Genomic DNA, 23,054 nt, shown 5'->3' with positions numbered 1-23,054 from the left:
CCGCAGGTTTTATAAAGGGCGAAGCGCACCGGCATCCGCCCCCCTTTTCTACTGCTGAATACGCGACTCGTCCGACATGTCGCTGGCAGAGAAGGTTCTTGCTGGAGAACGGGCCTGTTTTTTGCATGCATAGCGGTCCGGCTGGCCTTCCGGGCGGGTTTTGAAGCGGCGATGCAGCCACATATATTGCTCGGGTGCCATCAGCACGGCGCGCTCAATCGCTCTGTTCATCTGCGTGGCCACCGAAGCTTTATCGCCCCCCTGCAACGTATCGCTGATATCTTCCAGGATAATCAGCTCATACCCTGTACCGTCTGCTTTACGGCGCGGTACAAACGGGACCACGGCCGGTCTGGCACTTTTCACCAGCATGTAGCTCCCGGCCGTAGTGGCAGCGTCCGGGACGGCAAAAAACGGCACAAACACGCTATTCGCTTTGCCATAGTCGTGATCCGGGGCATACCACAGGATCTCATTTTGCTTCAGCGCACGGATCATGCCCTTCAGGTCATGGCGGTCAAGCATGGTTTTATTGGAACGCAGGCGCCCGCGCGTCTGTAGCCAGTCGAGCAGTGCATTATTGTTGGGTCGATACACTCCAATACCCGCGTTGAGCATGCCGAAGATGCGCGCGCCCAGCTCAAGCGTGAGAAAATGCATGCCGATAAGCACCACGCCCTTTCCTTGCGCCCGAGCCTGTTCCATATGTTCGTAGCCGGTCACGCTAAAGTGTTTGCGCACGCGCCAGTCAGGCCAGAACCACGCTATCCCCGTTTCGATGACGCCCATTCCAACCGATTCAAAATTGCGCTCGAGTAAACGCTCGCGCGCATCCTCTTTCATCTCCGGAAAACAAAGCTCAAGATTTCGTCTGGCGATCTCCACGCGGCGTGGAAGCAGGCGCATGGCCAGACGCCCGAGCCCGTGCCCTGCTTTTAACAGAAGCGAATAGGGGAGCTGGACCGTACACCAGAGTGCGGCGATGCCTGCCCAGCTGAGCCAGTAACGAGGATGAATAAAGGCGAGTGAAAACCGAGGTAATTTTGTCATGAAAAAATTATCCTTTTACTATCTGTACTTAATCTGGTGCAGTTGCAGTGCTTACCTGCTGATTTAACGAATATTGTTCGGAAGGAAGAATTGTAGCGGAATCGTTATGGTTTTTATTATCGATTTTTGCGATAGCAAATAAAGGCGGGGGATCGCCGGGTGACAGTGCACCACCCGGCAAGCGGATTACATTGAATAGCCGGGTTTCTTAATCAGCTTATCGAGTTTCGGGCCGATCTCGGTATCCCAGACCTGCGCCTTCCAGTCAGCTTCCTGAACTTCCTGAAGCGCCACGGAGATTGAGCGATCTTTGCTGTTCAGATGACGGGCGATCGCTTCGGCGATATCCGCCGCCAGCGCCGTTTTTTGTTCGTCATTCAGATCGCGTGGAAAACATTTGATATCAACATGTGGCATGGGCAGGGCTCCTTTTATAGGTGAGCGTTCCACGTTATCAGATTATGTCGTTAGCTTTTAGCACCTTGTGCAGTTCCGGCAGCGCGCAAACCGCATCCGCGATGGCGGTGATATGGGGCGTATTGGTGGCAAACCACTCATGACGTGGCCCCCAGGTACGCGCGACGGCAATATAGACGTCAAGCAGCGTCAGCTGTGTGCCAAAAGCGAAAGGCGAGGCGCTGAGTTGCGTGTCGAACCACAGATAGAGCGATTTTCGGTACTCAATGCAGTTTTTCTTCAGCTGTTCGGGAGCATCAGGCACCCAGCGTTCCGGATAGTCTGCATACGTAAAGGTGGGATAGACGTTGGCCACAAACCAGATGAGCAGGCGCTGAAACTGCTGCCGCTCGGCCTGCCCTACGGGCGGCGCGAGATCGGGACATCTGTCGAGCACCATCAGGGCAATCGCCGCAGTTTCCGTCACGATCGTCCCGTTTTCCAGTTCCAGCGTCGGCACCTGGCACAGCGGGTTCAGTTTTAACAGCAGTTCGCGCTGCGGGCCGGGCTGGTCAAACCCGTCCACGTTGACGAACTGATACGGGATGTCTGCCAGAGTCAGCATCACTTCACCGATTGCCGATCCCCAGCCGGGTACGCCATAGAGTTTGATCATGTTGCCCCCTCAGGGATGAAAACCCTAAGTGTAGAGCAGCATGACCAGGTTATCCCAGGCGGGAAAACTACAATACTTTCGACAAAAACTGGCGCGTTCGCGGATGCGAAGGTCGGTTTAACACGTCCTCGCTGCTGCCCTGCTCCACAATTTTTCCGTCAACCATAAACACCACCTGGTCCGCCACTTCCCGGGCAAAGCCGATCTCATGGGTAACCACCACCAGCGTGGTGCCGGAACGGGCCAGCTTTTTAATCACGTCCAGCACTTCGCCAACCAGTTCCGGGTCAAGCGCCGAGGTGGGCTCATCAAACAGCATTACGCGGGGATGCAGCGCCAGCGCGCGGGCAATGGCAATGCGCTGCTGCTGGCCGCCGGAAAGGTGACGCGACCAGGCATCGGCTTTTTCACGCAGGCCCACCACATCCAGCAGGCTGTAAGCGTTCTCGATGGCCGCCTTTCGGGTGAGTTTCTTATGCGCGATCGGCGCCTCAATCAGGTTTTCCAGCACCGTAAGATGCGGAAACAGGTTGAAGTTCTGAAACACGTAGCCCACGTTAACGCGCTGTTTGAGGATCTCTTTCTCTTTCAGCTCGTACAGTTTGTCACCCTGGCGGCGGTAGCCAATGTACTCTCCGTCAATCTGAATAAAGCCTTCGTCTACGCGCTCCAGATGATTAATGGTACGCAGCAGCGTCGATTTCCCCGATCCGGATGGGCCGAGGATCACCGTGACGGAACCCGGCGGGATCTCAAGCGTGACGTTATCGAGCGCTTTATGTCGGCCAAAAAACTTGCTGACGCCGGTAATAGAAATGTGTCCTTCACGAGAGGCTTGCATGGACAGGCTCCTGTGCTGGTGAGGTAGTAACGGAACGCGTCCGGCTGGCTGCCCGATTCTGGTTTACGGCGGAGCGGCGCTCGCTGCGGGCGAGCCCACGCTCAACGATATGCTGGATGGCAGACAGGACGGTGGTAATCACCAGGTACCAGACGGCCCCCACCATCAGCAACGGGATCACCTCCTGCGTGCGGTTGTAGATCATCTGGATCGTGTAGAACAGCTCCGGCATCGCCAGCACGTAAACCATCGCCGTACCTTTGGCGAGGCTGATGATTTCATTGAATCCGGACGGCAAAATGGTGCGCAGCGCCTGCGGAAGAATAATGCGCACGGTGCGACGCCACGCCGGCAGCCCAAGCGCGGCAGCCGCCTCATACTGGCCGTGATCGACCCCAAGGAAACCCCCGCGAATAATTTCCGCCGTATAGGCGCTCTGCACCAGCGTCAGCCCCACGACGGCGGTAGAAAACTGCCCGAGCACGTTGATGGTTTCAACGCTGCCCCAGGTAATGCCGGTAAAAGGCACGCCAAGAGAGAGCGTGTCGTAGAGATAGGAGAAGTTATAAAGAACGATCAGCACCACGATCAGCGGCAGCGAGCGGAAAAGCCAGATATATCCCCACGCCAGGCTGCCCAACAGCCAGGATGACGAGAGCCGCGCCAGCGCCAGCATGCCGCCAATCACCACGCTCAGCACGGTGCCTATCAACGTGAGCAGCAGCGTCTGACCGACGCCTTCGAGGATCACCGGATCAAAGAACCAGCGAGCAAATACCGCCCACTCCCAGCGGGGATTAAAGGCCACGGACTGAATCACGACCGCCAGCACAAACAGCGCCACCGCAGCGCCGACTGTGCGCAGCGGATAAAGTGCGGGGACCACTTTTATGGTTTCAACGTTGTTCATCATCGCTCCTTATGCGGTTTTGCTGAGCGCTTCGCGGATCAGCGTTTTGGTGAAACGCAGCCGACCATCGAACGGCGGCTGGCTGTACTCTTCCGGATCGCGGTTGAGATCGAACTGCGGCTGATACCCCTGACTGAGATAGAGCCGTACCGCCTCCGGCTGACGAAACCCGGTAGTCAGGTACATGTGGCTGTAGCCCGCCAGTATCGCCCTGCGCTCCAGCTCCTGTACCACGCGCGCGGCCAGCCCCTGCTGGCGCAGCGTTTTATTCGTCCAGATACGTTTGATTTCTGCCGTGCGTTCGTCGAAGGGCTTGTAAGCGCCGGTAGCGATGATTTCGCCATCGCGCTCCAGCACGATAAACAGCCCCTGCGGCGCCAGGTACCACTCCGTCAGCTCGACTTCCGCATCCTTTGAAAAGTAGTCGCCGTAACGAGCGGCGTATTCACCGAACAGACCGTTAATAATGGGCTGAAGATCGCTATCTTCCGGCGAAACGTCACGAAATTGTTCCCGCATAGTGCCTCCTCAATCGCCCAGACCAGCCGGGTTAACCTCGGAACGGGGGATACGCTCAACGCCTTCTCCCCAGCGGTTCAGCACTTTGTCGTAATCTCCGTTCTTAATTACGCCGTTAAGCGCGGTTTGAACCGGTTCGACCAGGCCGCTCCCTTTTTTCAGCGTCACCGCAATATGCGCCGCCTTCGGCCAGCCGCCGTCGACGCTGCCAACCAGTTTGGTTTTACCGGTCAGCGCCGCTTTCCATGCGCCGATCACGTTCGGGCCAAAATAGGCTTCTGCACGACCTGACTGTAGCGCGAGGGTTTGCGCCGCATCGTCTTTGGTGTAGACCGGGATAAACGGCTTAAGCCCTTTTTTAAGGTTCTCTTCGTTCCACGCCAGCAGGATCGCCTCCTGGTTAGTGCCGGAGCCAACGATGATGCGCAGCCCGGCGATATCCTCCGCCTTCTGGAGCGACACGATCGGGCTGGTGGATTTCACGTAAAAGCCAAGGGAATCCTTGCGATAGGTGGCGAAGTCGAACTTCTCTTTGCGCGCTTTGGTGACGGTGATGTTGCTGATCGCCGCGTCGTATTTCCCGGATGCCACCCCCAGCGGCCAGTCCTCCCAGGAGGTGGGAACCACGTTCAGCTCCAGCCCGAGGCTGTCCGCCACCAGGCGCGCAATGTCGACCTCACTTCCCAGCAGGGTTTTGTTGTCGTCGGAAAAGACCGTCAGCGGCGGCTGATTCAGCCCCGCCACCGCCACGGTAAATTTCCCCGGCACGGCAAAGCGATAGTCTTTCGGCAGCTGGGCGATCGCATCGCTGTTTTTGGCGGTGTCGATCGGCGTTTTATTAGCCTCAATGCTCACGCCGGTGCCGTTAATATTGACGTTCTCTGCCCAGACGGCAGGGGTAAAGGCCAGCGCAAGCGCCAGAATAAGCGATGATTTCTGCATAGCGTTTTTCTCTTTTATTGTTGTGTGAACTGATTTTTGGGTTCGTCTAAGCCCAGACTTTCGCGCAGCGTGGTGCCGGGATAGTCAGTGCGGAACAGGCCGCGCGCCTGTAAAACGGGCACCACCTGGTCGACAAAGCGCGGGAAGGTATCCGGCGTACCGCCCTGAATGATGAAGCCGTCTGCCGCCTTCTCCTCGAACCAGGCCTGTAAACCATCGGCTACCTGCTCCGGCGTGCCGGCAAAACGCGGGCGCGGCGATGCGGCCTCCAGCGCGACCTGACGCAGAGTTAAGTTGCGCTCACGGGCGTTACGCTTGATGTCATCGGTGGTGCTGCGAAAGCTGTTTTTGCCTAAATCGCCAATATCCGGGAACGGCGCGTCGAGGGGATACTGGCTGAAGTCGTGATGCTCGAAATAACGCCCGAGATAGTTCAGCGCATCATGAATGGAGACCAGTGCCGCCGTGGTTTGATACTGGTTTTCAACGTCATCGGCGTCATTTCCGACAATCACGCTGACGCCCTGGAATATATGTAAATCACCCGCGCGGCGACCGTGACTTTCCAGCTGCCGTTTGACGTCGCGGTAAAAGGCCTGCGCTTCTTCCAGCGTGTCATGGTGGGTAAAGATGGCGTCGGCGTGTTTTGCCGCCAGCTTTTTACCGTCGTCGGACGCGCCGGCCTGAAAGACAATCGGACGTCCCTGCGGCGTGCGGCCAATATTCAGCGGGCCGGAAACCTGGAAGAAATCACCGTGGTGATCCAGGGTATGCAGTTTCGACGCGTCAAAAAACTGTCCGCTCTCTTTATTGCGGATAAAGGCATCCCCTTCCCAGGAGTCCCACAGCCCTTTCACCACGTCGAGATACTCATCGGCAATGCGGTAGCGCAGCGCATGCTCAGGGTGTTTTTCGCGGGAGAAATTCTTCGCCGATCCTTCCAGCGGTGAGGTCACTACGTTCCAGCCCGCGCGACCGTTGCTCAGGTGATCGAGGCTGGCAAACTGACGCGCAACGGTGAAAGGCTCGCTGTAGGAGGTGGACAACGTGCCGACCAGCCCCAGGCGCGAGGTGACGCTTGCCAGCGCGGACAACACCGTCAGCGGCTCAAAACGGTTTAAAAAATGCGGAATGGATTTCTCGTTAATATAAAGACCGTCAGCAACGAAGATAAAGTCGAGCTTGCCCTTTTCCGCTTTTAATGCCGTTTCTTTGACGAAATTAAAATTTATACTGGCATCCGCGACGGCCGCCGGATGACGCCAGGCGGACATATTTCCGGATGCACCATGCAAAATGGTCCCCAGCCGCAATTGACGATGTGCAGACATATTCACCTCAAATAAATTAAACGTGTTGCAGGGCTTTTTCCGCAAGCTGTGCAAAATAGCGGGCAGCGGGTTCAATTAACGCTTCGTCAGGGTTAAATGCCGGGTGATGTAAACCAAACGGGCTGTTGCTGCCAATGCTGACAAACGCGCCGGGAACGTTTTGCAGATAGACCGCAAAATCTTCTCCGCCCATGTGCAGTTCAGCATGACGGGTTTCATACCCCGCCTCGCGCGCGACCGAGGTGGCAAACCCGGCCCAATGCTCGTCGTTCACCAGCGCGGTGGGTCCGGCGTACCAGGTGATGTTGATCTGCGCGCTAAAGGCGCTGGCAAATCCGGCGGCGATTTCACCGACGCGCGCCTTTACGTTCTGCTGTACTTCCGTGCGGTGCGTGCGCAGCGTGCCCTCCAGCTCAACGCTTTCCGGCAGCACGTTCCAGGTATTCCCGCCGGCGATGCGCGTCACGCTCAGCACGACTGAATCCAGCGTGTTAACGTTACGGCTGGCGACGCTTTGCAGCGCGGTCACCAGCTGGCTTGCCAGCACGATGGCGTCGTTACCTTCATGGGGGCGTGCGGCATGCGCGCCTTTACCGGTGATGTGAATAACGAAGCGATCGACGTTGGCATAGAACGGGCCGCCGCGCGTGGCAAATTCACCAACCGGCAGTGACGGCTCGTTATGCATCCCGAAAATCGCGCGTACGTCGCGTAACGCCCCGGCCCGCACCATGCTTTTCGCTCCGCCGAAATTTTCTTCCGCAGGCTGGAACAAGATCCGCACGCGACCGTTGAGCGAGGCTTCCCGCTCCTTCAGCTTTAACGCGGCACCGAGGATCACGCTGGTGTGAACGTCGTGACCGCAGGCGTGCATCACTCCTGCACGCCGGGAGCTGAACGGCACTCCGCTGCGCTCGTCGATAGGTAACGCGTCGATATCGGCGCGCAGCGCAATCAGTGCCTTGCCTTGACCTATCTCTGCAACCAGCCCGGTCTGAAGATCGTAATCCAGCGGGGCAATCCCGGCCGCCGTCAGCCACTCGCGCAGGCGGGCCGTTGTTTCAACCTCCTGGCCGGACAGCTCAGGGTTCTGGTGCAGTTCCCGGCGCCAGGCAATCAGTTGTTCGCTGAAGTTCATACCGTAACCTCCCTGTTAAGACGCACCTCGGCCAGCAGTCGCAGGGACTGCACGCGCGTTGCGCCGTCAGCGACCGGCGTGTCGATGATAAATTCCTCAATGCCCCACTGCTGATGCAGCGCGTTGAGCTGTTCAAGCACCGACTCCGCCGTTCCGGCCAGCAGAGACTGCGCCCGACGCGCGATGCGCACCGGTTCACTCCCCGCCTGCCGCGCAAAGGCGTAGGCCTGTTCTTCGCTGGCCACGGTAACGCGCTGCCCGTTTGCCAGCGCCACGCCCCACACTTCAACATTTTGCGCCAGCGCGTCGGCCTCGGCCTGGGTTGGGGCAACAATCACCTGCACGGCCATCATCACCTCCCGGACGCTGTGTTGACGCCAGGCTGTGACCACCTCGCGCAGCAGCTCAGGGTCACCGTTCAGGTGTGCGGCAAAGACAAAATGCCAATCGAGGGAGGCCGCCAGCAGCGCGCTTTCGGTGCTGGCGCCCAGCAGAAACCCCTGGGCAGGTACCGGGGACAGAGGCGTGGCGCGAACCGTCTCCTCCGCTGACTGATTTTCAGGGCGGATCCAGCGATCGAGCTGCGTCAGTTGTTCCGCAAAGCTGCCTTTTTCCTGCGGATTAAGGCCGTGCTGCAACGCGCGGGTAGAGAGCGGCAGACCGCCGGGCGCTTTACCGACGCCCAGATCAACCCGGCCCGGCGCGATGGCGGCCAGTACGTTAAAGTTTTCGGCGACTTTATAGGGGCTGTAATGTTGCAGCATGACGCCGCCTGAGCCCACGCGAATACGCTTTGTTTGCCCGAGGATCCAGGCAATCAGCAGTTCCGGCGAGGGGCTGGCAAGCTGCGGGGTATTATGGTGTTCGGCAATCCAGAAGCGGTGATAACCCAATGTTTCCGCCTGCTGCGCCAGCGTTAAGGTACGCGCCAGCGCATCGGCGGCGGTTTCGTGTTCTGCGACGGGGCTTTTATCCAGAATGCTGATTCGCCATGACATGTTGCGTTCTCGTTTGACTTAACATGTCGTCATTATTAAGGGCGGATTTCACCTCTGAGAAACAATTAATTTACATTTGGATTGCCGGAAATCAGCTATAGCTTACCGCTACGCGTTTGGATACTGTTCATCGGTGACCTTTTCCAGCCACGCCACCGGACTCCCGTCGACCGCTTCGGCGATGGCGATATGGGTCATCGCCGTCTGCGCGCTGGCACCGTGCCAGTGCTTCACGCCGGGTGGGATCCAGGCGATATCCCCCTGATTCAGCGGTTCCGCCTCTTTGCCCCACTCCTGTAACCAGCCGCGTCCCTGCGTCACGATAAGCGTTTGTCCAAGGGGATGCGTATGCCAGGCGGTACGCGCGCCGGGTTCGAAGGTGACGGTTGCGCCGCCAACTTTTGCCGGTTCAGTTGCCTGAAAAGGCGCATCGATGCGCACGCTGCCGGTGAACCAGGCGTCTGGCCCCTGGACGGAAGGTAAAGAACCGCTACGGATAATTTTCATGATTTGCTCCTATTAGATGTTGCGTTAACAGTAGCGTAAAGCCGCCATGAGCATTAGAGTGCATAATCAAAAAGGAACCATGAATTCAATTCATAAATCGGATGCACGCCATGCTCAAAGACAATTTCAACGATCTGCTCTCCTTTATGGTCGTCGCCCGTGAGCGCAGCTTTACCCGCGCCGCTGCGCAGCTGGGCGTGTCACAGTCGGCACTCAGCCACGCGATGCGCAATCTGGAGGCGAGGCTGGAGGTGCGTCTGTTGACACGCACTACCCGCAGCGTGGCCCCAACCGAGGCCGGCGAGCAACTGTTCATGCGCTTAAGCCCACATCTGCTGGAGATCGAACAGGAACTCACCGCACTGCGAGATACGCGGAACAAACCCGCCGGGAATATCCGCCTTACCGCCGGAGAGCACGCCATGTCTGCCGTGCTGTGGCCGGTACTCAAATCCTTTATGGCGCAGTATCCTGACATCAACGTTGAAGTCACGGTGGACAATGGCCTGACAGATATTGTCGATGGCCGCTTTGACGCGGGCGTGCGTCTGGGTGAGCAGGTGGCGAAAGATATGATTGCGGTACGTATTGCGCCGGACATGCGGATGGCGGTCGTTGGATCGGCAGATTATCTGCACCGTTTCGGCGTACCGGAAACGCCAGAGCAGCTTGAACAGCACCGCTGCATGAATATGCGTTTGCCTACTCACGGGGGATTATACGCCTGGGAATTTGAGCAAGACGGTCGTGAGATATGCGTGCGGGTTGACGGTCAGCTGATCCTTAACAGCGTGCCGCAACGCATCGATGCCGCCGTAAACGGGCTGGGGCTGGCGTATGTACCAGAAGATGCGATACTCGACGCGCTTGCTGAAGGACGGTTAGTGCGTGTCCTTGAGGACTGGTGCCCGGTATTTACGGGTTACCATCTGTATTATCCGAGCCGCCGCCAGCACACAACTGCCTTTGCATTGCTCATTGAAGCCCTGCGGCATTCATAATCTCTACCTGGCAGTAATTATCAAGTAAACCTGATGGATTAATCAGCGTTTACCGGCCTTTTTGCCTAAAAAAGCGCCACGATTCAGCGCATTGCGATCCCCGTCTGCTCTGACCACACGATTTCCTTCGACATGCATCACTTTCGACACGGTTATATTTTGCGTCGCTTATCAATTGCGGGTAGGATGCCTCGCCATGTTTTGCCTTATCCATACACAGAATGACTGGAAAGGCAGCATGTGTCTGCGCAGAAGCAATCGTTTGTTTCGGCCTCTGCCAGGCAGGACTATCACGTTAATGGTTCAGACAGGCAAACAGGTAACTCAATGAAAACAAGCAATAAAAGCGCAGCCGATCATCATGCTGCGAAACGTCGCTGGTTGAACTCTCACGAAGAGGGCTATCACAAGGCGATGGGCAACCGTCAGGTGCAGATGATCGCCATCGGCGGCGCTATCGGTACGGGTCTGTTTTTAGGTGCAGGCGCACGTCTGCAAATGGCCGGCCCCGCTCTCGCCCTGGTCTATCTGGTGTGCGGGATCTTCTCTTTCTTCATTCTTCGTGCCCTCGGCGAGCTGGTGCTTCACCGCCCTTCCAGCGGCAGCTTTGTCTCTTACGCTCGTGAGTTTCTCGGTGAAAAAGCCGCGTATGTCGCAGGCTGGATGTACTTCGTAAACTGGGCCATGACAGGCATCGTCGATATCACCGCCGTCGCGCTGTACATGCACTACTGGGGCGCGTTTGGCGATGTACCACAGTGGGTGTTCGCTCTGGGCGCGCTGGCGATTGTCGGGACCATGAACATGATCGGCGTGAAGTGGTTCGCCGAGATGGAGTTCTGGTTCGCGCTGGTGAAGGTGTTGGCCATCGTGATCTTCCTGGTGGTCGGTACCGTATTCCTCGGCACCGGTAAACCGCTGGACGGCAACGCGACCGGCTTCCACCTGATAACTGATAACGGCGGTTTCTTCCCGCACGGCCTGCTGCCAGCCCTGGTTCTGGTGCAGGGTGTGGTGTTCGCCTTTGCCTCCATTGAGCTGGTCGGTACGGCGGCAGGTGAATGCAAAGATCCGCAGACGATGGTGCCAAAAGCGATCAACAGCGTAATCTGGCGTATCGGCCTGTTCTACGTTGGCTCCGTGGTGCTGCTTGTACTGCTGCTGCCGTGGAACGCGTACCAGGCGGGTCAAAGTCCGTTTGTGACCTTCTTCTCTAAGCTGGGCGTGCCGTATGTGGGCAGCATCATGAACATCGTGGTATTGACCGCTGCGCTCTCCAGCCTGAACTCCGGCCTCTATTCAACAGGCCGTATTCTGCGCTCTATGTCGATGGGCGGATCTGCGCCGAAGTTTATGTCGAAGATGAGCAAGCAGCAGGTGCCTTACGCGGGTATTCTGGCCACGCTGGTGGTGTACGTCTTCGGCGTGTTCCTCAACTATCTGGTTCCGTCTCAGGTGTTTGAGATTGTACTGAACGTCGCCGCGCTGGGCATCATCGCCTCATGGGCCTTTATCGTGGTGTGTCAGATGCGCCTGCGTAAGGCGATCAAAGAAGGGAAAGCGGCTGACGTCAGCTTCAAGCTGCCGGGCGCGCCGGTGACCTCCTGGCTTACCCTGCTGTTCCTGCTGAGCGTGCTGGTGCTGATGGCGTTCGACTACCCGAACGGTACTTACACCATCGCGACGATCCCGCTGCTGGCGGTGTTGCTGATTGCCGGCTGGTTTGGCGTGCGTAAACGCGTGAACGAAATTCACAGTACCGCACCGGTTCATCCCGAAGAGGGCAAACAGGACGGTCCGCTGGTGGAAGAGACGTCGCGTTAATAAAAAAGCCGGGTGGCGGCTTCGCCATACCCGGCCTACATTTCCTGGTTTTTCAGGCCCGGTAAGCGCAGCGCCACCGGGCAATTCCCACATCAGAGTGCAATACGAATCACATCGTCAGGCTGGGTTGCTTCCTGCTGACGGGTAGACTTCTGTTTCACCGTCACGTACAGCGTCTTGCCATCCGCTGACAGCGCCAGGCTGTTCGGGTAAACCGGCGTATCGTAGGTTTTGGTCACTTTGTACGTCTTAGCGTCAATCACGCTCACCTTACCTGCCTCGCGATGCGTCACGTAGGCTTCATTGCGTGCCGGGTTAAACAGTATGGCCAGCGATTCTGGCGCAGCGATTTTCTGCATCACGCTGCCATCTTTCAGGCTCACCACCAGCACTTCTGGCTGTTTAGAATCCGTCAGGAACGCGCGCTGACCGGCAGTGTCCAGGCTCAGGTTCAGGTAGAAGTGCTCTTTTCCGTCGTCCTGCACCTTCTTACGGCTGAGGATTTTGTTGGTCGCGGTATCAATGGTGACCAGCTCGCCGTCCGCATTGGTGGTGTACAGACGTTTTGCCTGTGCATCCAGCGCCAGGCCGGTGCTGAACGTGCCGGTGTTCATGATGGTGTCTTTCAGCTTCAGCGTTGCGCCGTCCACCACCCAAATCACGCTTTCTTTACCGATACCGGTAATGTACACCGTATTGGTCGCGTCATCGGCCACCAGCTGGCGCGGCTGAAGAGGCTTCACCGTGTCGCTACGCTTGCGATCGTCCAGCACCAGGCGCCCTTTCACCTCGCCCGTTTTGGCGTCAATGGCCGTCACGGCGCTGTTGACGGTGTTTCCGAACCACAGGGTCTGGGTGGCTTTATCGATCGTGGCGCCAAACGGCTTGAGATCGTTATGAATCGCCTGCGTCACTTCCAGCGTGACCGGATCCAGGCGATAAACCACGCCGCCTTTATCGGTTTTGCGGCTTTGAGTCGTCGCAACCCACAGCGCGTTTTCCTGTTGGCTGACGGCCATTTCATACGCGCCCTTGCCTACCGCTTTGCGCAGCATCTCTTCAGCAGCATGAGCCTGGAACGTGCCGGCGATCAGTAAAGAACCCAACAGCAGAGATCCACGCAGGCGCGGCGAGCACAGATGACGTAAAGACATAACAATTCCTTTTTAAATGAGGAGATATACCGCTGACATCGCTTCCGGGGGGCAAAGTCATCGCTTTGCCGCTATTTTAATGAGAATAGTAATCATTAATGAGTTGAATGTGGAGTATTTCTTTCCCTCATTCCATTACATTCACGAAATGTGCGGTTATAGTTTTCATAAGATTTACAAAGGATTTAACATATATACACAGGTTCCAGTTGATTTGGTTCGAATTTTTTTTAAACGGTTTATTCCATGAAAATCATTTCTGCCCGCAGGGCATCGCTACCACTGCTGTTCGTCCCCGTCGCTTTTGGCCCGCTGAGTGCGTTGGCCGCAGAAGAACAAACCCTGATTGTGAGCGCTACGCCGCAAACCGTCTCCGAGCTGGATACGCCAGCCGCAGTCAGCGTGGTACAGGGTGAAGACATGCGCCATGCCGCCCCGCGCATCAATCTCTCTGAATCTCTGGGGAGCGTCCCTGGCCTGCAAATCCAGAATCGCCAGAACTATGCCCAGGATCTGCAACTTTCAGTCCGCGGATTTGGCGCGCGCTCAACCTTTGGCGTACGTGGGATCCGCATGTACGTGGACGGCATTCCGGCGACCATGCCCGACGGCCAGGGGCAAACGTCAAACATCGATCTCAGCAGCGTAGAGAGCATCGACGTGCTGCGCGGCCCCTTCTCCGCCCTGTACGGCAATGCCTCCGGCGGCGTGATCAACATTAATACCCAGACCGGACAGCAGCCGGCCACCGTTGAGGCCAGCAGCTATTACGGCAGCTACGGCACCTGGCGTTACGGCTTGAAGGCCACCGGCGCGGTGGGCGACGGTACGCAGGCGGGAGACGTGGACTACGCCGTATCCACCACCCGTTTCACCACCCATGGCTATCGCGATCACAGCGGTGCACGAAAAAACCTCGCCAACGCGAAACTGGGTGTCCGCATTGATGACGTCAGCAAGCTGACGCTGATTTTTAACAGCGTGGACATGAAAGCCAACGATCCGGGTGGACTGAGCTATCAGGAGTGGCAGAACAACCCGCGTCAGTCACCCCGCGGCGATCAGTACAACACGCGGAAGACCATTAAGCAGACCCAGGCCGGGCTCCGCTACGACCGTCAGCTGAGCGAGCAGGACGACCTCAGCGTGATGATGTATGCCGGTGAACGTGAAATGACCCAGTACCAGTCCATTCCTGCTACCACGCAGACAGCAAACCCTGCGCATGCGGGCGGCGTGATTGATATGCAGCGTCACTATCAGGGTATTGATACGCGCTGGACACACAGGGGCGAGCTGCTGGTGCCGGTGACCTTTACTACCGGCCTGAACTACGAAAACATGAGTGAAAATCGTCGCGGGTATGAAAACTTCGTGATGAACAACGGCGTGCCGGAGCTTGGCGTGAAGGGTAACAAACGCCGGGCCGAACGTAACCTGATGTGGAACCTGGATCCTTACCTGCAAACCCAGTGGCAGCTAACGCAAAAACTGTCCGTTGAGGCGGGCGTGCGGTACAGCTCCGTCTGGTTTGACTCCAACGATCGTTACATTACGCCGCAAAACGGCGATGACAGCGGCGACGCCAGCTACCATAAATGGCTTCCGGCAGGTGCAGTGAAATACGCCGTGACCGACGCATGGAACCTGTATGCCGCAGCGGGACGCGGATTTGAGACCCCAACCATCAACGAACTCTCCTATCGCTCTGATGGGAAAGGTGGCCTCAATATCAACCTGCAACCGTCAACCAACAATACCTATGAGATCGGCAGCAAAACCCGCATCGGCAATGGCATCCTGACGGCAGCGCTGTTCCGTACGGACACCGACAATGAAATCGTAGTCGACGAAAGCAAAGATGGCCGCACCACCTACAAAAATGCGGGAAAAACGCGCCGACAGGGTGTGGAAATTGCGCTCGATCAGCAGTTTGCTGAGAACTGGAAGCTGAAAATGGCGTGGACCTATCTTGATGCCACCTACCGTACTAACGTCTGTAACAATGCAGACTGTAGCGGCAACCGAATGCCGGGTATTGCCCGTAACATGGGGTATGCATCGTTTGGCTGGGAGCCGGAGGAAGGCTGGTACGCGGGTGCAGATGCACGCTACATGAGCGACGTTATGGCAAACGATACTAATACCGCCAAAGCGCCCTCTTATACCGTGGTCGGTCTGAATACCGGGTATAAGCTCAATTACGGCAAATGGGGAATGGACATCTTTGGTCGCGTCGATAACCTGTTCGATAAAGAGTACGCCGGTTCAGAGATTGTTAACGCTGGCTACAACCGGTATTACGAACCTGCCCCTGGTCGTAACTATGGCGTGGGCCTGTCGGTCTCATATCGTTTTGAATAAAACAGTCTCCGGCAGCGCGCGTTGCCGGTAAAAATTAAAAAAATAACATTATTCCCGGTTGCCTGATGCGCCGGGAATTCATTCAGGAAATGTTAAACAGGTATAAACAGATAAGTCTGCCAGAAAGCGCCTTAACTGTAGTACTGTCGTTGCAGAAGAATATTGGCTTCGTCGATGGCTTTATCGATCGCTTCCCGGCTGGCCGCCACATCCCTTTTCTCAAGCGCAGAAAGCAGATCGTCATAATGATAGGTCTCTGCGGGCACGTCACTCAGCTCTTCATGCAGGTAGTTGATACACGGCCCTATCCGTACCCACAGCTGCTCAATCAGCGAGTTCAGGGTCGGCATCTCGGCATATTGATAGAGGGTAAACCGGAACACGCGGTTGGCCTGAATCGCTTTCTGCACATCGCCCTGATGCATGGCGGTGCTGAAATTATCAGCCAGCGCACGTAGTGCATCCAGTTTGGTGTCGGTCATATTCTGGCACGCCGCCGCAACGGCCATCGGCTCAAGCTGCTTTCTGATGGCGTTAATTTCGTTATACCGTTCCAGCGTGACTTCCGGGACCAAAAACGCCTGCGCAGGCGTGGCCTGTAAGGCGCCCGCCGACACCAGGCGCAGCAGGGCCTCGCGCACCGGCGTGATGCTGGTGCCTAATTTATCCGCAATCTCTTTGGTGATGAGTCGAGCCCCAGGTTTTAATGAGCCCGTAATTAACGCTCCCTTTAAACTGTTCTCAACTTGCATAGTCAGACTGATTCTTTGTGCTTTTTCCAAATTATCCAAATCAAGCATGTCAAATTCCCGTAGCCAAAACAAAATGCCATTTTCGGCGACTGTTTAAAAAAACATCGCCGGTTCGATATAATCCTGTATCGTCATGCCTGGTAAGTTGGGCGCGCGTTAAAATAAAAAATCGTTCAAATAATAGTGCGTTTACCACTTATGGCTCAGCTGGGCCGAAGGCGCGCAAAGCTTATGGGTTAATTAAAGACAATATATCGTATCTGCACAAATAATTATGGCGGACCCCGTCCGCCATAACCGATGCCCTGATTAGTCTGCCGCCACGCGGATCACGACTTTGCCGAAGTTTTTCCCTTCAAGCAGCCCAATCAGCGCGTCAGGGGCCGCTTCCAGCCCTTCCGTAACCTGCTCGCGATAGTGAATTTTGCCTTCCTGCACCCAGCGGCCCATTTCTTGCTGGAACTCGTCAATACGATGACCATAGTCCTGAGCGATAATAAAGCCCTGCATGCGGATGCGTTTTTTCAGGATGGTTCCCATCAGCAGCGGTAACCGGTCCGGACCCTCCGGCAGGTTGGTCGCGTTGTAGCCGCTGACCAGTCCACAAACCGGTACGCGCGCGGAGGTATTCAGTAGCGGAAGCACGGCGTCGAAGACTTTACCGCCGACGTTTTCGTAATAAACGTCAATGCCCTGCGGGCAGGCTTTCGCCAGTTGTTCAGCAAAATCGTCCGCACGGTGATCCAGACAGGCGTCGAAACCGAGCACATCAACCGCATGACGGCATTTTTCCTCACCGCCGGCCACGCCGATGACCCGGCACCCTTTGATTTTACCGATCTGCCCCACCGTTGCGCCTACCGGCCCCGTGGCTGCGGCCACGACAAGCGTTTCCCCCGCCTGAGGCTGGCCGATATCAAGCAGCCCCATATACGCGGTGAAGCCCGGCATCCCCAGCACGCCGAGTGACCAAGAAGGGCGCGACGGGTTTTCGCCCAGTTTCACCAGCCCCTTCCCGTCCGACAGTTCATAGTCCTGCCAGCCGCTGTAACCCAGAACCCATTCACCTTCTTTATAATCAGGATGGCGGGACGTCTCGACGCGGCTTACCGTACCGCCCACCATCACGGCACCAATCTCGACCGGAGGTGAATAGGATGGCGCATCGCTCATGCGGCCTCGCATATACGGATCCAGCGAGAGCCATACGGTGCGTAACAATACCTGGCCCTCTGCGGGCGTGGGGATAGGCTGTTCTTCTAAGCGGAAGTTATCGGCGACCGGCGCGCCGTGCGGACGGGAGGCCAGTACCCAGCGTCGGTTTTTCGTAGTAGATTGACTCATTCATCTCTCCTTACTGCTGAAAATGTCATTCAAGCCTGGCACGTTATGCTGCGGATCGCTTTTGCATTATGAGCCGGACTGATTAAGCCGCACGACCAGATAAAGGCACGGTTCATCCGTTTCGTTGATAAACCGGCAGTCGTTCGGCGGCCCGAGTTCCAGACAATCTCCGGCCTTCATTTCATGGCGGGAGTCCCCCTCCAGAAAGACCAGTTCACCGGACTGCAACCAGATCAGCTGTCGCGCCAGCGCATAGGAGGAGGCAGGCATTGGCACATCGCTGCCCGCGGGCAGTTCGACCTGGACGAGATCGATAGGCAGATCGGTGCGCGGCGACACGTGGCGACGCACATAGTGGGTTTGCGGATCGCGCCACACGGGCTGGTTCGCCAGACGTAACAGCTTGCCCTCTTGCATTTCCGCGCGCGCGATGAGCGTTGACATGCTGATACCAAAGGCACCGGAAAGACGGGCAAGCAGCGTCGCCGTTGGGCTACTGTCGCCCCGCTCAATCTTGTGGATCATGGCGCGCGAAATCCCCGCCCGTTCGGCCAGTTCGCTTATAGACCAGCCCCGAGACTCGCGTTCCAGGCGGATACGGGCGCTAATCCGTTGATTCATATTGTCTGTTATTGTGTTCATGACGTCATACTATAGTGTATGGATGCTCTCTCTGGGCGGTCTGGCGGTAAAAAAATAGGGATTTTGTCGTAGCGGTGCAATACAAGAACTGTGTAATATTGTGAGTAGATCGTACTACTATAGCGAACAACACAGCCAGAGGTTAACCATGATCGTTCGTCATGCCTGCAAAGAAGATTGTGCCGCTATCGCTGAAATTTATAACCATGCGGTTCTGCACACCGCCGCCATCTGGAACGATAAAACCGTCGACACCGATAACCGTATCGCATGGTTTGAGGCGCGTACGATGGTGGGTTATCCGGTACTGGTCAGTGAAGAAAATGGTGTAGTGACGGGATACGCCTCATTCGGCGACTGGCGGGCATTCGACGGTTTTCGCCATACGGTGGAGCACTCGGTGTACGTTCACCCGGATCATCAGGGCAAAGGCATTGGTCGGCTGCTGATGAAGGAATTAATTAATGAAGCCCGCCTGATCGGTAAGCATGTGATGGTTGCCGGGATTGAGGCCCAGAACCAGGCGTCCATTCATCTGCACACAACTCTGGGCTTTATTACTACCGGAAATATGCCGCAGGTGGGAACCAAATTTGGCCGCTGGCTGGATTTAACCTTTATGCAGCTCCAGCTTGATCAGCGCAGCGATCCGGATGCTCTGCCATGAATCAATCGTTGACGTTAGCGTTTCTGGTAGCCGCCGGGATTGGGCTGGTGGTGCAGAACACCCTGATGGTGCGCATTACGCAATCCTCCTCCACCATTCTTATCGCCATGCTGCTCAATTCGCTGGTGGGGATCGTGCTGTTTGTCAGCATCCTGCTGGTGAAAAATGGCCTGGCGGGGGTTAGCGAACTGGCGTCAACGGTGCGCTGGTGGACGTTGATCCCCGGGCTGCTGGGCTCGTTTTTTGTCTTTGCCAGTATTAGCGGGTATCAGAACGTGGGCGCGGCGACGACGATTGCCGTACTGGTGGCAAGCCAGCTGATTGGCGGCCTGGTGATGGACATCCTCAAAAGCCACGGCGTCCCGCTGCGCGCGCTGGTTGGCCCGGTCTGCGGCGCAGTGTTGCTGGTGGTCGGCGCCTGGCTGGTGGCGCGGCGCCAGTTTTAACCCTACAGAATAGTCCCGCCCTGCGTAAGGTGGGCATGGCGCGCCTCCGCTTCTTCTTTATGTTGCTTACAATGATGTGAAATCGCGGTGCGCAGGCGCTGCTGCTGGGTATAGCGATCTTCACGGCTCAGCTCTGCATCATCGCTTAATGCGATCAGCAGTTCATTCATGTGGGTAATAACGCTCTCTTCGATGGCGGCATCAACGCGGGCGATAACATCGTTTAAATGTGACATTGTCACTCCTTTTAACGTACCCGGTGGCGCCAGGCGTACCGGGCCTACGGGTGCTGAGTGTAGACCGGGTAAGCCTGGCGCCACCCGGCAATAATACGATCAGTTCAGCTTCGCTTTCGAAAAATCACTGCCCATCAGACTCACGCTGTAACCCGTCACGTTGCTGCGGGTCGCGTAGAACGTTTTGCCGTTAGCTAACGCAATCCACGGCGCCTGCTGGTAGAAAATCTCCTGCGCCTGGCCGTACAGCTTCGCGCGTTCTTCCGGGGTGCTGGTCAGCTTAGCCTTTTGCACAAGCTCATCATACCCCTTATCACACCAGCGCGCGGCGTTGGATCCGGTTTTAATGCTGTTACAACCCAGCAGTACGTCGGCGAAATTATCCGGATCGCCGTTGTCGGACATCCAGCCGAACAGCGCGGAATCATGCTCGCCTTTACGCATGCCGGAGAGGTACTCGCCCCACTCGTAAGACACAATTTTTGCCTTCACGCCCACTTTCGCCCAGTCGGCCTGGATCATCTCCGCTATACGCCGTGAGTTCGGGTTGTACGGACGCTGAACCGGCATCGACCAGAGCGTGACCTTCGCGCCCTTCTCCAGACCCGCCTGCTTCAGCAGGGCTTTTGCTTTTTCCGGATCGTAGTCGTAATCCTTCAGGTCTTTATTAAAGCCGAGCATGTTCGGCGGGATCGGCGATTTGGCTACCGTGCCAGATCCCATGAAGACCGCGTTCACGATGGCCTTTTTGTCCGTCGCATAGTTCAGGGCCTGGCGTACCAGCACGTTATCAAACGGTTTTTTCTCTGTGTTAAACGCCAGATACCCCACGTTCAGCGCGTCCACCGCGTGCAGCGTCAGGTCTTTGTTTTTCTTAATCACTTCAAACTGCACCGGCGACGGCGCAGGAACAATCTGGCACTCGTTGGTTTGCAGCTTCGCCAGACGGGTTTCCACGTTTGGCGTGATGGAGAAGATCAGGTGTTTGGTCGGGACTTCACCGTCCCAGTAGTTTGGGTTGGCGACGTAGCGGATCAGCGAGTCCACCTTGTACTGCTGAAGCACATAGGGCCCGGTGCCGATTGGCCAGGTGTCCACATTTTCAGGCGTGCCTTTTTTCAGCATCGCATCCGCGTATTCGGCGGAGAGGATTGAGGCAAAGTCCATTCCCCAGTCGGCCAGAAATGCCGCGTTGGGTTCACTCAGCGTGAACTGAACGTGGTGATCGTCGATCTTTTTCACATCCTGAATGAGCTTGTCGAGGCCCACGTCATTAAAGTATTCGTAATTACCCTGGGAAACGTTGTGATACGGATGCTTAGGGTCTTTCTGACGCATGACCGAGAAAATAACGTCATCGGCATTGAATTCGCGCGTCGGTTTAAAGAATTTGTTGCTGTTGAACTTCACCCCTTTTCGCAGGGTAAAAGTATAGGTTTTGCCATCGGGTGAAATGGTCCACGACTCGGCGAGCGAAGGCACGGGGGTATTCTTCACCGGATCGAAGTTAATCAGACGGTTATACAGCGTTTGCGAACTGGCGACAAACGAGGGTCCAGAACTGGCGATTTGCGGGTTAAACGACTCCGGTGACGCTTCGGAGCAGTAGATAATGGTGTCTTTATTTACCGCCCATGCGGCACTTGCCGGTAGCAGCGCGCTCAGCGCGATGGCGAGCACGGTTTTCCCTGTAGTCATGGTTATTACCCTTTCGGTTTTATTATAGTGGACAGTAATAACAGCACAGGCGATATAACCTGACAAATAACGAATCACTATCAGGTTATTCTAAAGCCGCACTTTTCGCTGGTTTAAGCACCAGCCCACGAAAAACGATTTGCCTTAAGGTGCGTTAGTCGTCAAGCACAACCGTCCCGATCAATGCCGCAAGAAATCGTCCCTTTTGCCGTCTCCTCAGCCGTTTGTTTGCAATCGCGTTTAGCTAAAGTAACGGCGTGAAAAAGTCTACAGGACCAAATCGTGGCAAAAACACTTTTACGCAGCGGCAATCTGGATGATTTTCAGGCCGTTGGCGGCGGCGGACAGGCCGTTTTTGAATCAGCCCTGCAAATTCGGGAAGCGCTTCGGTTGCGCAAACAGCAGGCTATCGTCGATTGTCTGGCCATTCCTCAGGTCAATGACGGCGCCGACCGCGTTGACTGGTACTCCCCGGTTGAGGGCACGGTCTCCAGCTGGAAGGCGGCGGACGAAGACGATCGCTTTCGTGCCCTGCGCTATCTGGAAAACACGCTCGCCAGCGTGGAGTCGCTGAGTAAAAAATGCCTCCAGTCACCGAAAACGGCGCAACAGCTGTTTGGCTCTCTGCTTTCAAAAGCCTTCCAGTTTCCCGGGGAAAACTTTGTCTATCTCGTCGATGGCAAGCCGGTAATCTGCTTCTGGGGTTTCGTCAATCTTAACGAGAATGCGCGCGATGACGTGCTGGACTGCCTGCGCGAATCGTTGATCCCTGAGCCTGAGCCAGAGGTGATTGTCGAACCTGAACCGGAGCCAGAACCCGCCCCGGCGGTGACTTTTGAGCAGGCCGATGCGCCGCTTATCACGCCTGCGGCTACCGTCCGTATCACCGAAGATGAACTCTATACGCCAGAGCCGGTGCGCATGAACGTCGAGCCGCCAGAGCCCGCACCGACGGTCGTGCAGAAAAAGCGTCGCTCCCCTCTGTGGCTACTGCCGGTTGCCGCGGTCATCGTTGCGGCCATTGCCACCCCGCTGCTGTGGCCAAAACAGGCTGCCACCGCAGCGCCGGCCGCCACGCCTGCCCCCGCCCCCGTGGCGATTGCGCCGGTCCCGGTTAAGACGGTGGAGCCGCTTGAGTTAAAACTCCCGCTGCACCAGGCCGAAGTGGTAGAGCCGAAGATAAAAGCGCCTGCTCCGGCGGCCGAGCCTGTGGTCATTACCGCGATACCGAAAGATGCAATGGTAATGGAGGCAAACCAGGTCAAGGCCGGGTTAACGCGCTTCCTGAACGGTACCTGGCGCGCGTTTCTCGATGTGCAGGACCCGCTCACCGGCAAACCGCCATCGCTGCGCTATCAGATCCAGAACAACAAAGGTTTCGCCAGGGTCGTGCATGGCGACAATATTGTCTGCCGCGTGGACGTCTTCTCCGGATTACACAGCAACGGCGAGCTTTTGATCAAAACGCGCGGCAACGCACGTTGCACCGACGGCTCACGGTATCCGATGCCGGAAGTGACCTGTAAGGCGGGTGCCAGCGATGTGGCGGAATGCACCGCACGTTACGATGCCAACACCGTCGTTCCTTTGACGTTCAAGAAAGCAGGTGTCTGATCCT

General features: G+C 56.6%; 21 protein-coding genes and 1 pseudogene. 6 read left to right on the top strand and 16 right to left on the bottom strand.

Annotated features, from left to right (window positions below; all coding sequences use genetic code 11):
- Positions 1-48: 48 nt before the first annotated feature.
- The 10 genes and pseudogenes from IM267_RS17705 to IM267_RS17655 all read right to left on the bottom strand — a co-directional run bounded on the left by IM267_RS17705 (position 49) and on the right by IM267_RS17655 (position 9,308).
- Entirely contained in the window at positions 49-1,050 is a 1,002-nt protein-coding gene (locus IM267_RS17705; RefSeq protein WP_193033941.1) for a Kdo(2)-lipid IV(A) acyltransferase, read from the bottom strand.
- A 186-nt stretch (positions 1,051-1,236) separates the two neighbouring features.
- On the bottom strand, positions 1,237-1,467 hold the full coding sequence (gene pptA / locus IM267_RS17700; protein WP_063866648.1) for a tautomerase PptA: 231 nt from the start codon (positions 1,465-1,467) through the stop codon (positions 1,237-1,239).
- A gap of 37 nt (positions 1,468-1,504) precedes the next feature.
- Positions 1,505-2,122 (bottom strand): glutathione S-transferase family protein, encoded by a 618-nt coding sequence (locus tag IM267_RS17695; protein WP_063866647.1) that lies wholly within the window; start codon positions 2,120-2,122, stop codon positions 1,505-1,507.
- Between the two features lie 67 nt (positions 2,123-2,189).
- Positions 2,190-2,963 carry an amino acid ABC transporter ATP-binding protein gene (locus tag IM267_RS17690; protein WP_193033940.1) on the bottom strand — a complete coding sequence of 258 codons (774 nt, stop codon included), beginning with the start codon at positions 2,961-2,963 and terminating at the stop codon, positions 2,190-2,192.
- Entirely contained in the window at positions 2,947-3,873 is a 927-nt protein-coding gene (locus IM267_RS17685; RefSeq protein WP_193033959.1) for an amino acid ABC transporter permease, read from the bottom strand. Before IM267_RS17685 ends, IM267_RS17690 begins: the two co-directional genes overlap by 17 nt.
- 9 nt (positions 3,874-3,882) lie before the next feature.
- Entirely contained in the window at positions 3,883-4,392 is a 510-nt protein-coding gene (locus IM267_RS17680) for a GNAT family N-acetyltransferase (RefSeq protein WP_193033939.1), read from the bottom strand.
- Between the two features lie 9 nt (positions 4,393-4,401).
- A pseudogene (locus IM267_RS21355) lies at positions 4,402-6,665 on the bottom strand (NtaA/DmoA family FMN-dependent monooxygenase).
- Between the two features lie 16 nt (positions 6,666-6,681).
- Positions 6,682-7,803 (bottom strand): amidohydrolase, encoded by a 1,122-nt coding sequence (locus tag IM267_RS17665; RefSeq protein ID WP_112791826.1) that lies wholly within the window; start codon positions 7,801-7,803, stop codon positions 6,682-6,684.
- Positions 7,800-8,801, bottom strand: a complete 1,002-nt coding sequence (locus IM267_RS17660; RefSeq protein WP_193033936.1) for an LLM class flavin-dependent oxidoreductase — start codon at positions 8,799-8,801, stop codon at positions 7,800-7,802. The genes IM267_RS17665 and IM267_RS17660 overlap by 4 nt, the downstream gene beginning before the upstream one ends.
- A gap of 108 nt (positions 8,802-8,909) precedes the next feature.
- Positions 8,910-9,308: a cupin domain-containing protein gene (locus IM267_RS17655; RefSeq protein ID WP_063449931.1), complete on the bottom strand. Its 399-nt coding sequence runs from the start codon at positions 9,306-9,308 to the stop codon at positions 8,910-8,912.
- A gap of 110 nt (positions 9,309-9,418) precedes the next feature.
- Here IM267_RS17655 and IM267_RS17650 point away from each other — a divergent pair, with 110 nt between their 5' ends.
- A complete protein-coding gene (locus IM267_RS17650; RefSeq protein WP_193033935.1) occupies positions 9,419-10,309 on the top strand; it encodes a LysR family transcriptional regulator in 891 nt (296 codons plus the stop codon).
- A gap of 327 nt (positions 10,310-10,636) precedes the next feature.
- Complete coding sequence (gene ansP, locus IM267_RS17645; protein ID WP_063866638.1) at positions 10,637-12,133, top strand: L-asparagine permease; 1,497 nt, start codon at positions 10,637-10,639, stop codon at positions 12,131-12,133.
- A 92-nt stretch (positions 12,134-12,225) separates the two neighbouring features.
- Here the strand turns inward: ansP and IM267_RS17640 are convergent, their stop codons facing one another.
- Complete coding sequence (locus IM267_RS17640) at positions 12,226-13,287, bottom strand: YncE family protein (protein ID WP_193033934.1); 1,062 nt, start codon at positions 13,285-13,287, stop codon at positions 12,226-12,228.
- Between the two features lie 246 nt (positions 13,288-13,533).
- Here IM267_RS17640 and pqqU point away from each other — a divergent pair, with 246 nt between their 5' ends.
- Positions 13,534-15,651, top strand: coding sequence for a TonB-dependent receptor PqqU (pqqU, locus tag IM267_RS17635; RefSeq protein ID WP_193033933.1), 2,118 nt, complete (start codon positions 13,534-13,536; stop codon positions 15,649-15,651).
- A 131-nt stretch (positions 15,652-15,782) separates the two neighbouring features.
- Here pqqU and IM267_RS17630 read toward each other — a convergent pair whose 3' ends face one another.
- The 3 genes from IM267_RS17630 to IM267_RS17620 form a co-directional block, all read right to left on the bottom strand.
- Positions 15,783-16,451 (bottom strand): GntR family transcriptional regulator, encoded by a 669-nt coding sequence (locus IM267_RS17630; RefSeq protein ID WP_063449925.1) that lies wholly within the window; start codon positions 16,449-16,451, stop codon positions 15,783-15,785.
- A 261-nt stretch (positions 16,452-16,712) separates the two neighbouring features.
- Complete coding sequence (locus IM267_RS17625) at positions 16,713-17,747, bottom strand: NADP-dependent oxidoreductase (protein WP_193033932.1); 1,035 nt, start codon at positions 17,745-17,747, stop codon at positions 16,713-16,715.
- Positions 17,748-17,813: 66 nt separating this feature from the next.
- The gene (locus IM267_RS17620; RefSeq protein WP_193033931.1) at positions 17,814-18,389 is read right to left on the bottom strand and encodes a helix-turn-helix domain-containing protein; all 576 of its coding nucleotides are present in this window, start codon (positions 18,387-18,389) and stop codon (positions 17,814-17,816) included.
- Between the two features lie 148 nt (positions 18,390-18,537).
- Here IM267_RS17620 and IM267_RS17615 point away from each other — a divergent pair, with 148 nt between their 5' ends.
- The gene (locus IM267_RS17615) at positions 18,538-19,056 is read left to right on the top strand and encodes a GNAT family N-acetyltransferase (RefSeq protein ID WP_193033930.1); all 519 of its coding nucleotides are present in this window, start codon (positions 18,538-18,540) and stop codon (positions 19,054-19,056) included.
- Positions 19,053-19,502 carry a DMT family transporter gene (locus IM267_RS17610; protein ID WP_131636921.1) on the top strand — a complete coding sequence of 150 codons (450 nt, stop codon included), beginning with the start codon at positions 19,053-19,055 and terminating at the stop codon, positions 19,500-19,502. Before IM267_RS17615 ends, IM267_RS17610 begins: the two co-directional genes overlap by 4 nt.
- A 2-nt stretch (positions 19,503-19,504) precedes the next feature.
- Here the strand turns inward: IM267_RS17610 and IM267_RS17605 are convergent, their stop codons facing one another.
- Together IM267_RS17605 and IM267_RS17600 are read right to left on the bottom strand one after the other, a co-directional pair.
- Positions 19,505-19,738, bottom strand: a complete 234-nt coding sequence (locus IM267_RS17605) for a YdcY family protein (RefSeq protein WP_193033929.1) — start codon at positions 19,736-19,738, stop codon at positions 19,505-19,507.
- Positions 19,739-19,837: 99 nt separating this feature from the next.
- A complete protein-coding gene (locus tag IM267_RS17600) occupies positions 19,838-21,436 on the bottom strand; it encodes an ABC transporter substrate-binding protein (protein ID WP_193033928.1) in 1,599 nt (532 codons plus the stop codon).
- Between the two features lie 282 nt (positions 21,437-21,718).
- Here IM267_RS17600 and IM267_RS17595 point away from each other — a divergent pair, with 282 nt between their 5' ends.
- Positions 21,719-23,050 carry an SrfA family protein gene (locus tag IM267_RS17595; RefSeq protein WP_193033927.1) on the top strand — a complete coding sequence of 444 codons (1,332 nt, stop codon included), beginning with the start codon at positions 21,719-21,721 and terminating at the stop codon, positions 23,048-23,050.
- The last annotated feature ends 4 nt before the right edge of the window (positions 23,051-23,054 follow it).

This window comes from Enterobacter cloacae complex sp. P15RS (assembly GCF_014895905.1).
GTDB lineage: Bacteria > Pseudomonadota > Gammaproteobacteria > Enterobacterales > Enterobacteriaceae > Enterobacter > Enterobacter quasihormaechei.
Note: the sequence above shows the minus strand (reverse complement) of the source record. Positions and strands in the feature narration are given on the sequence as shown.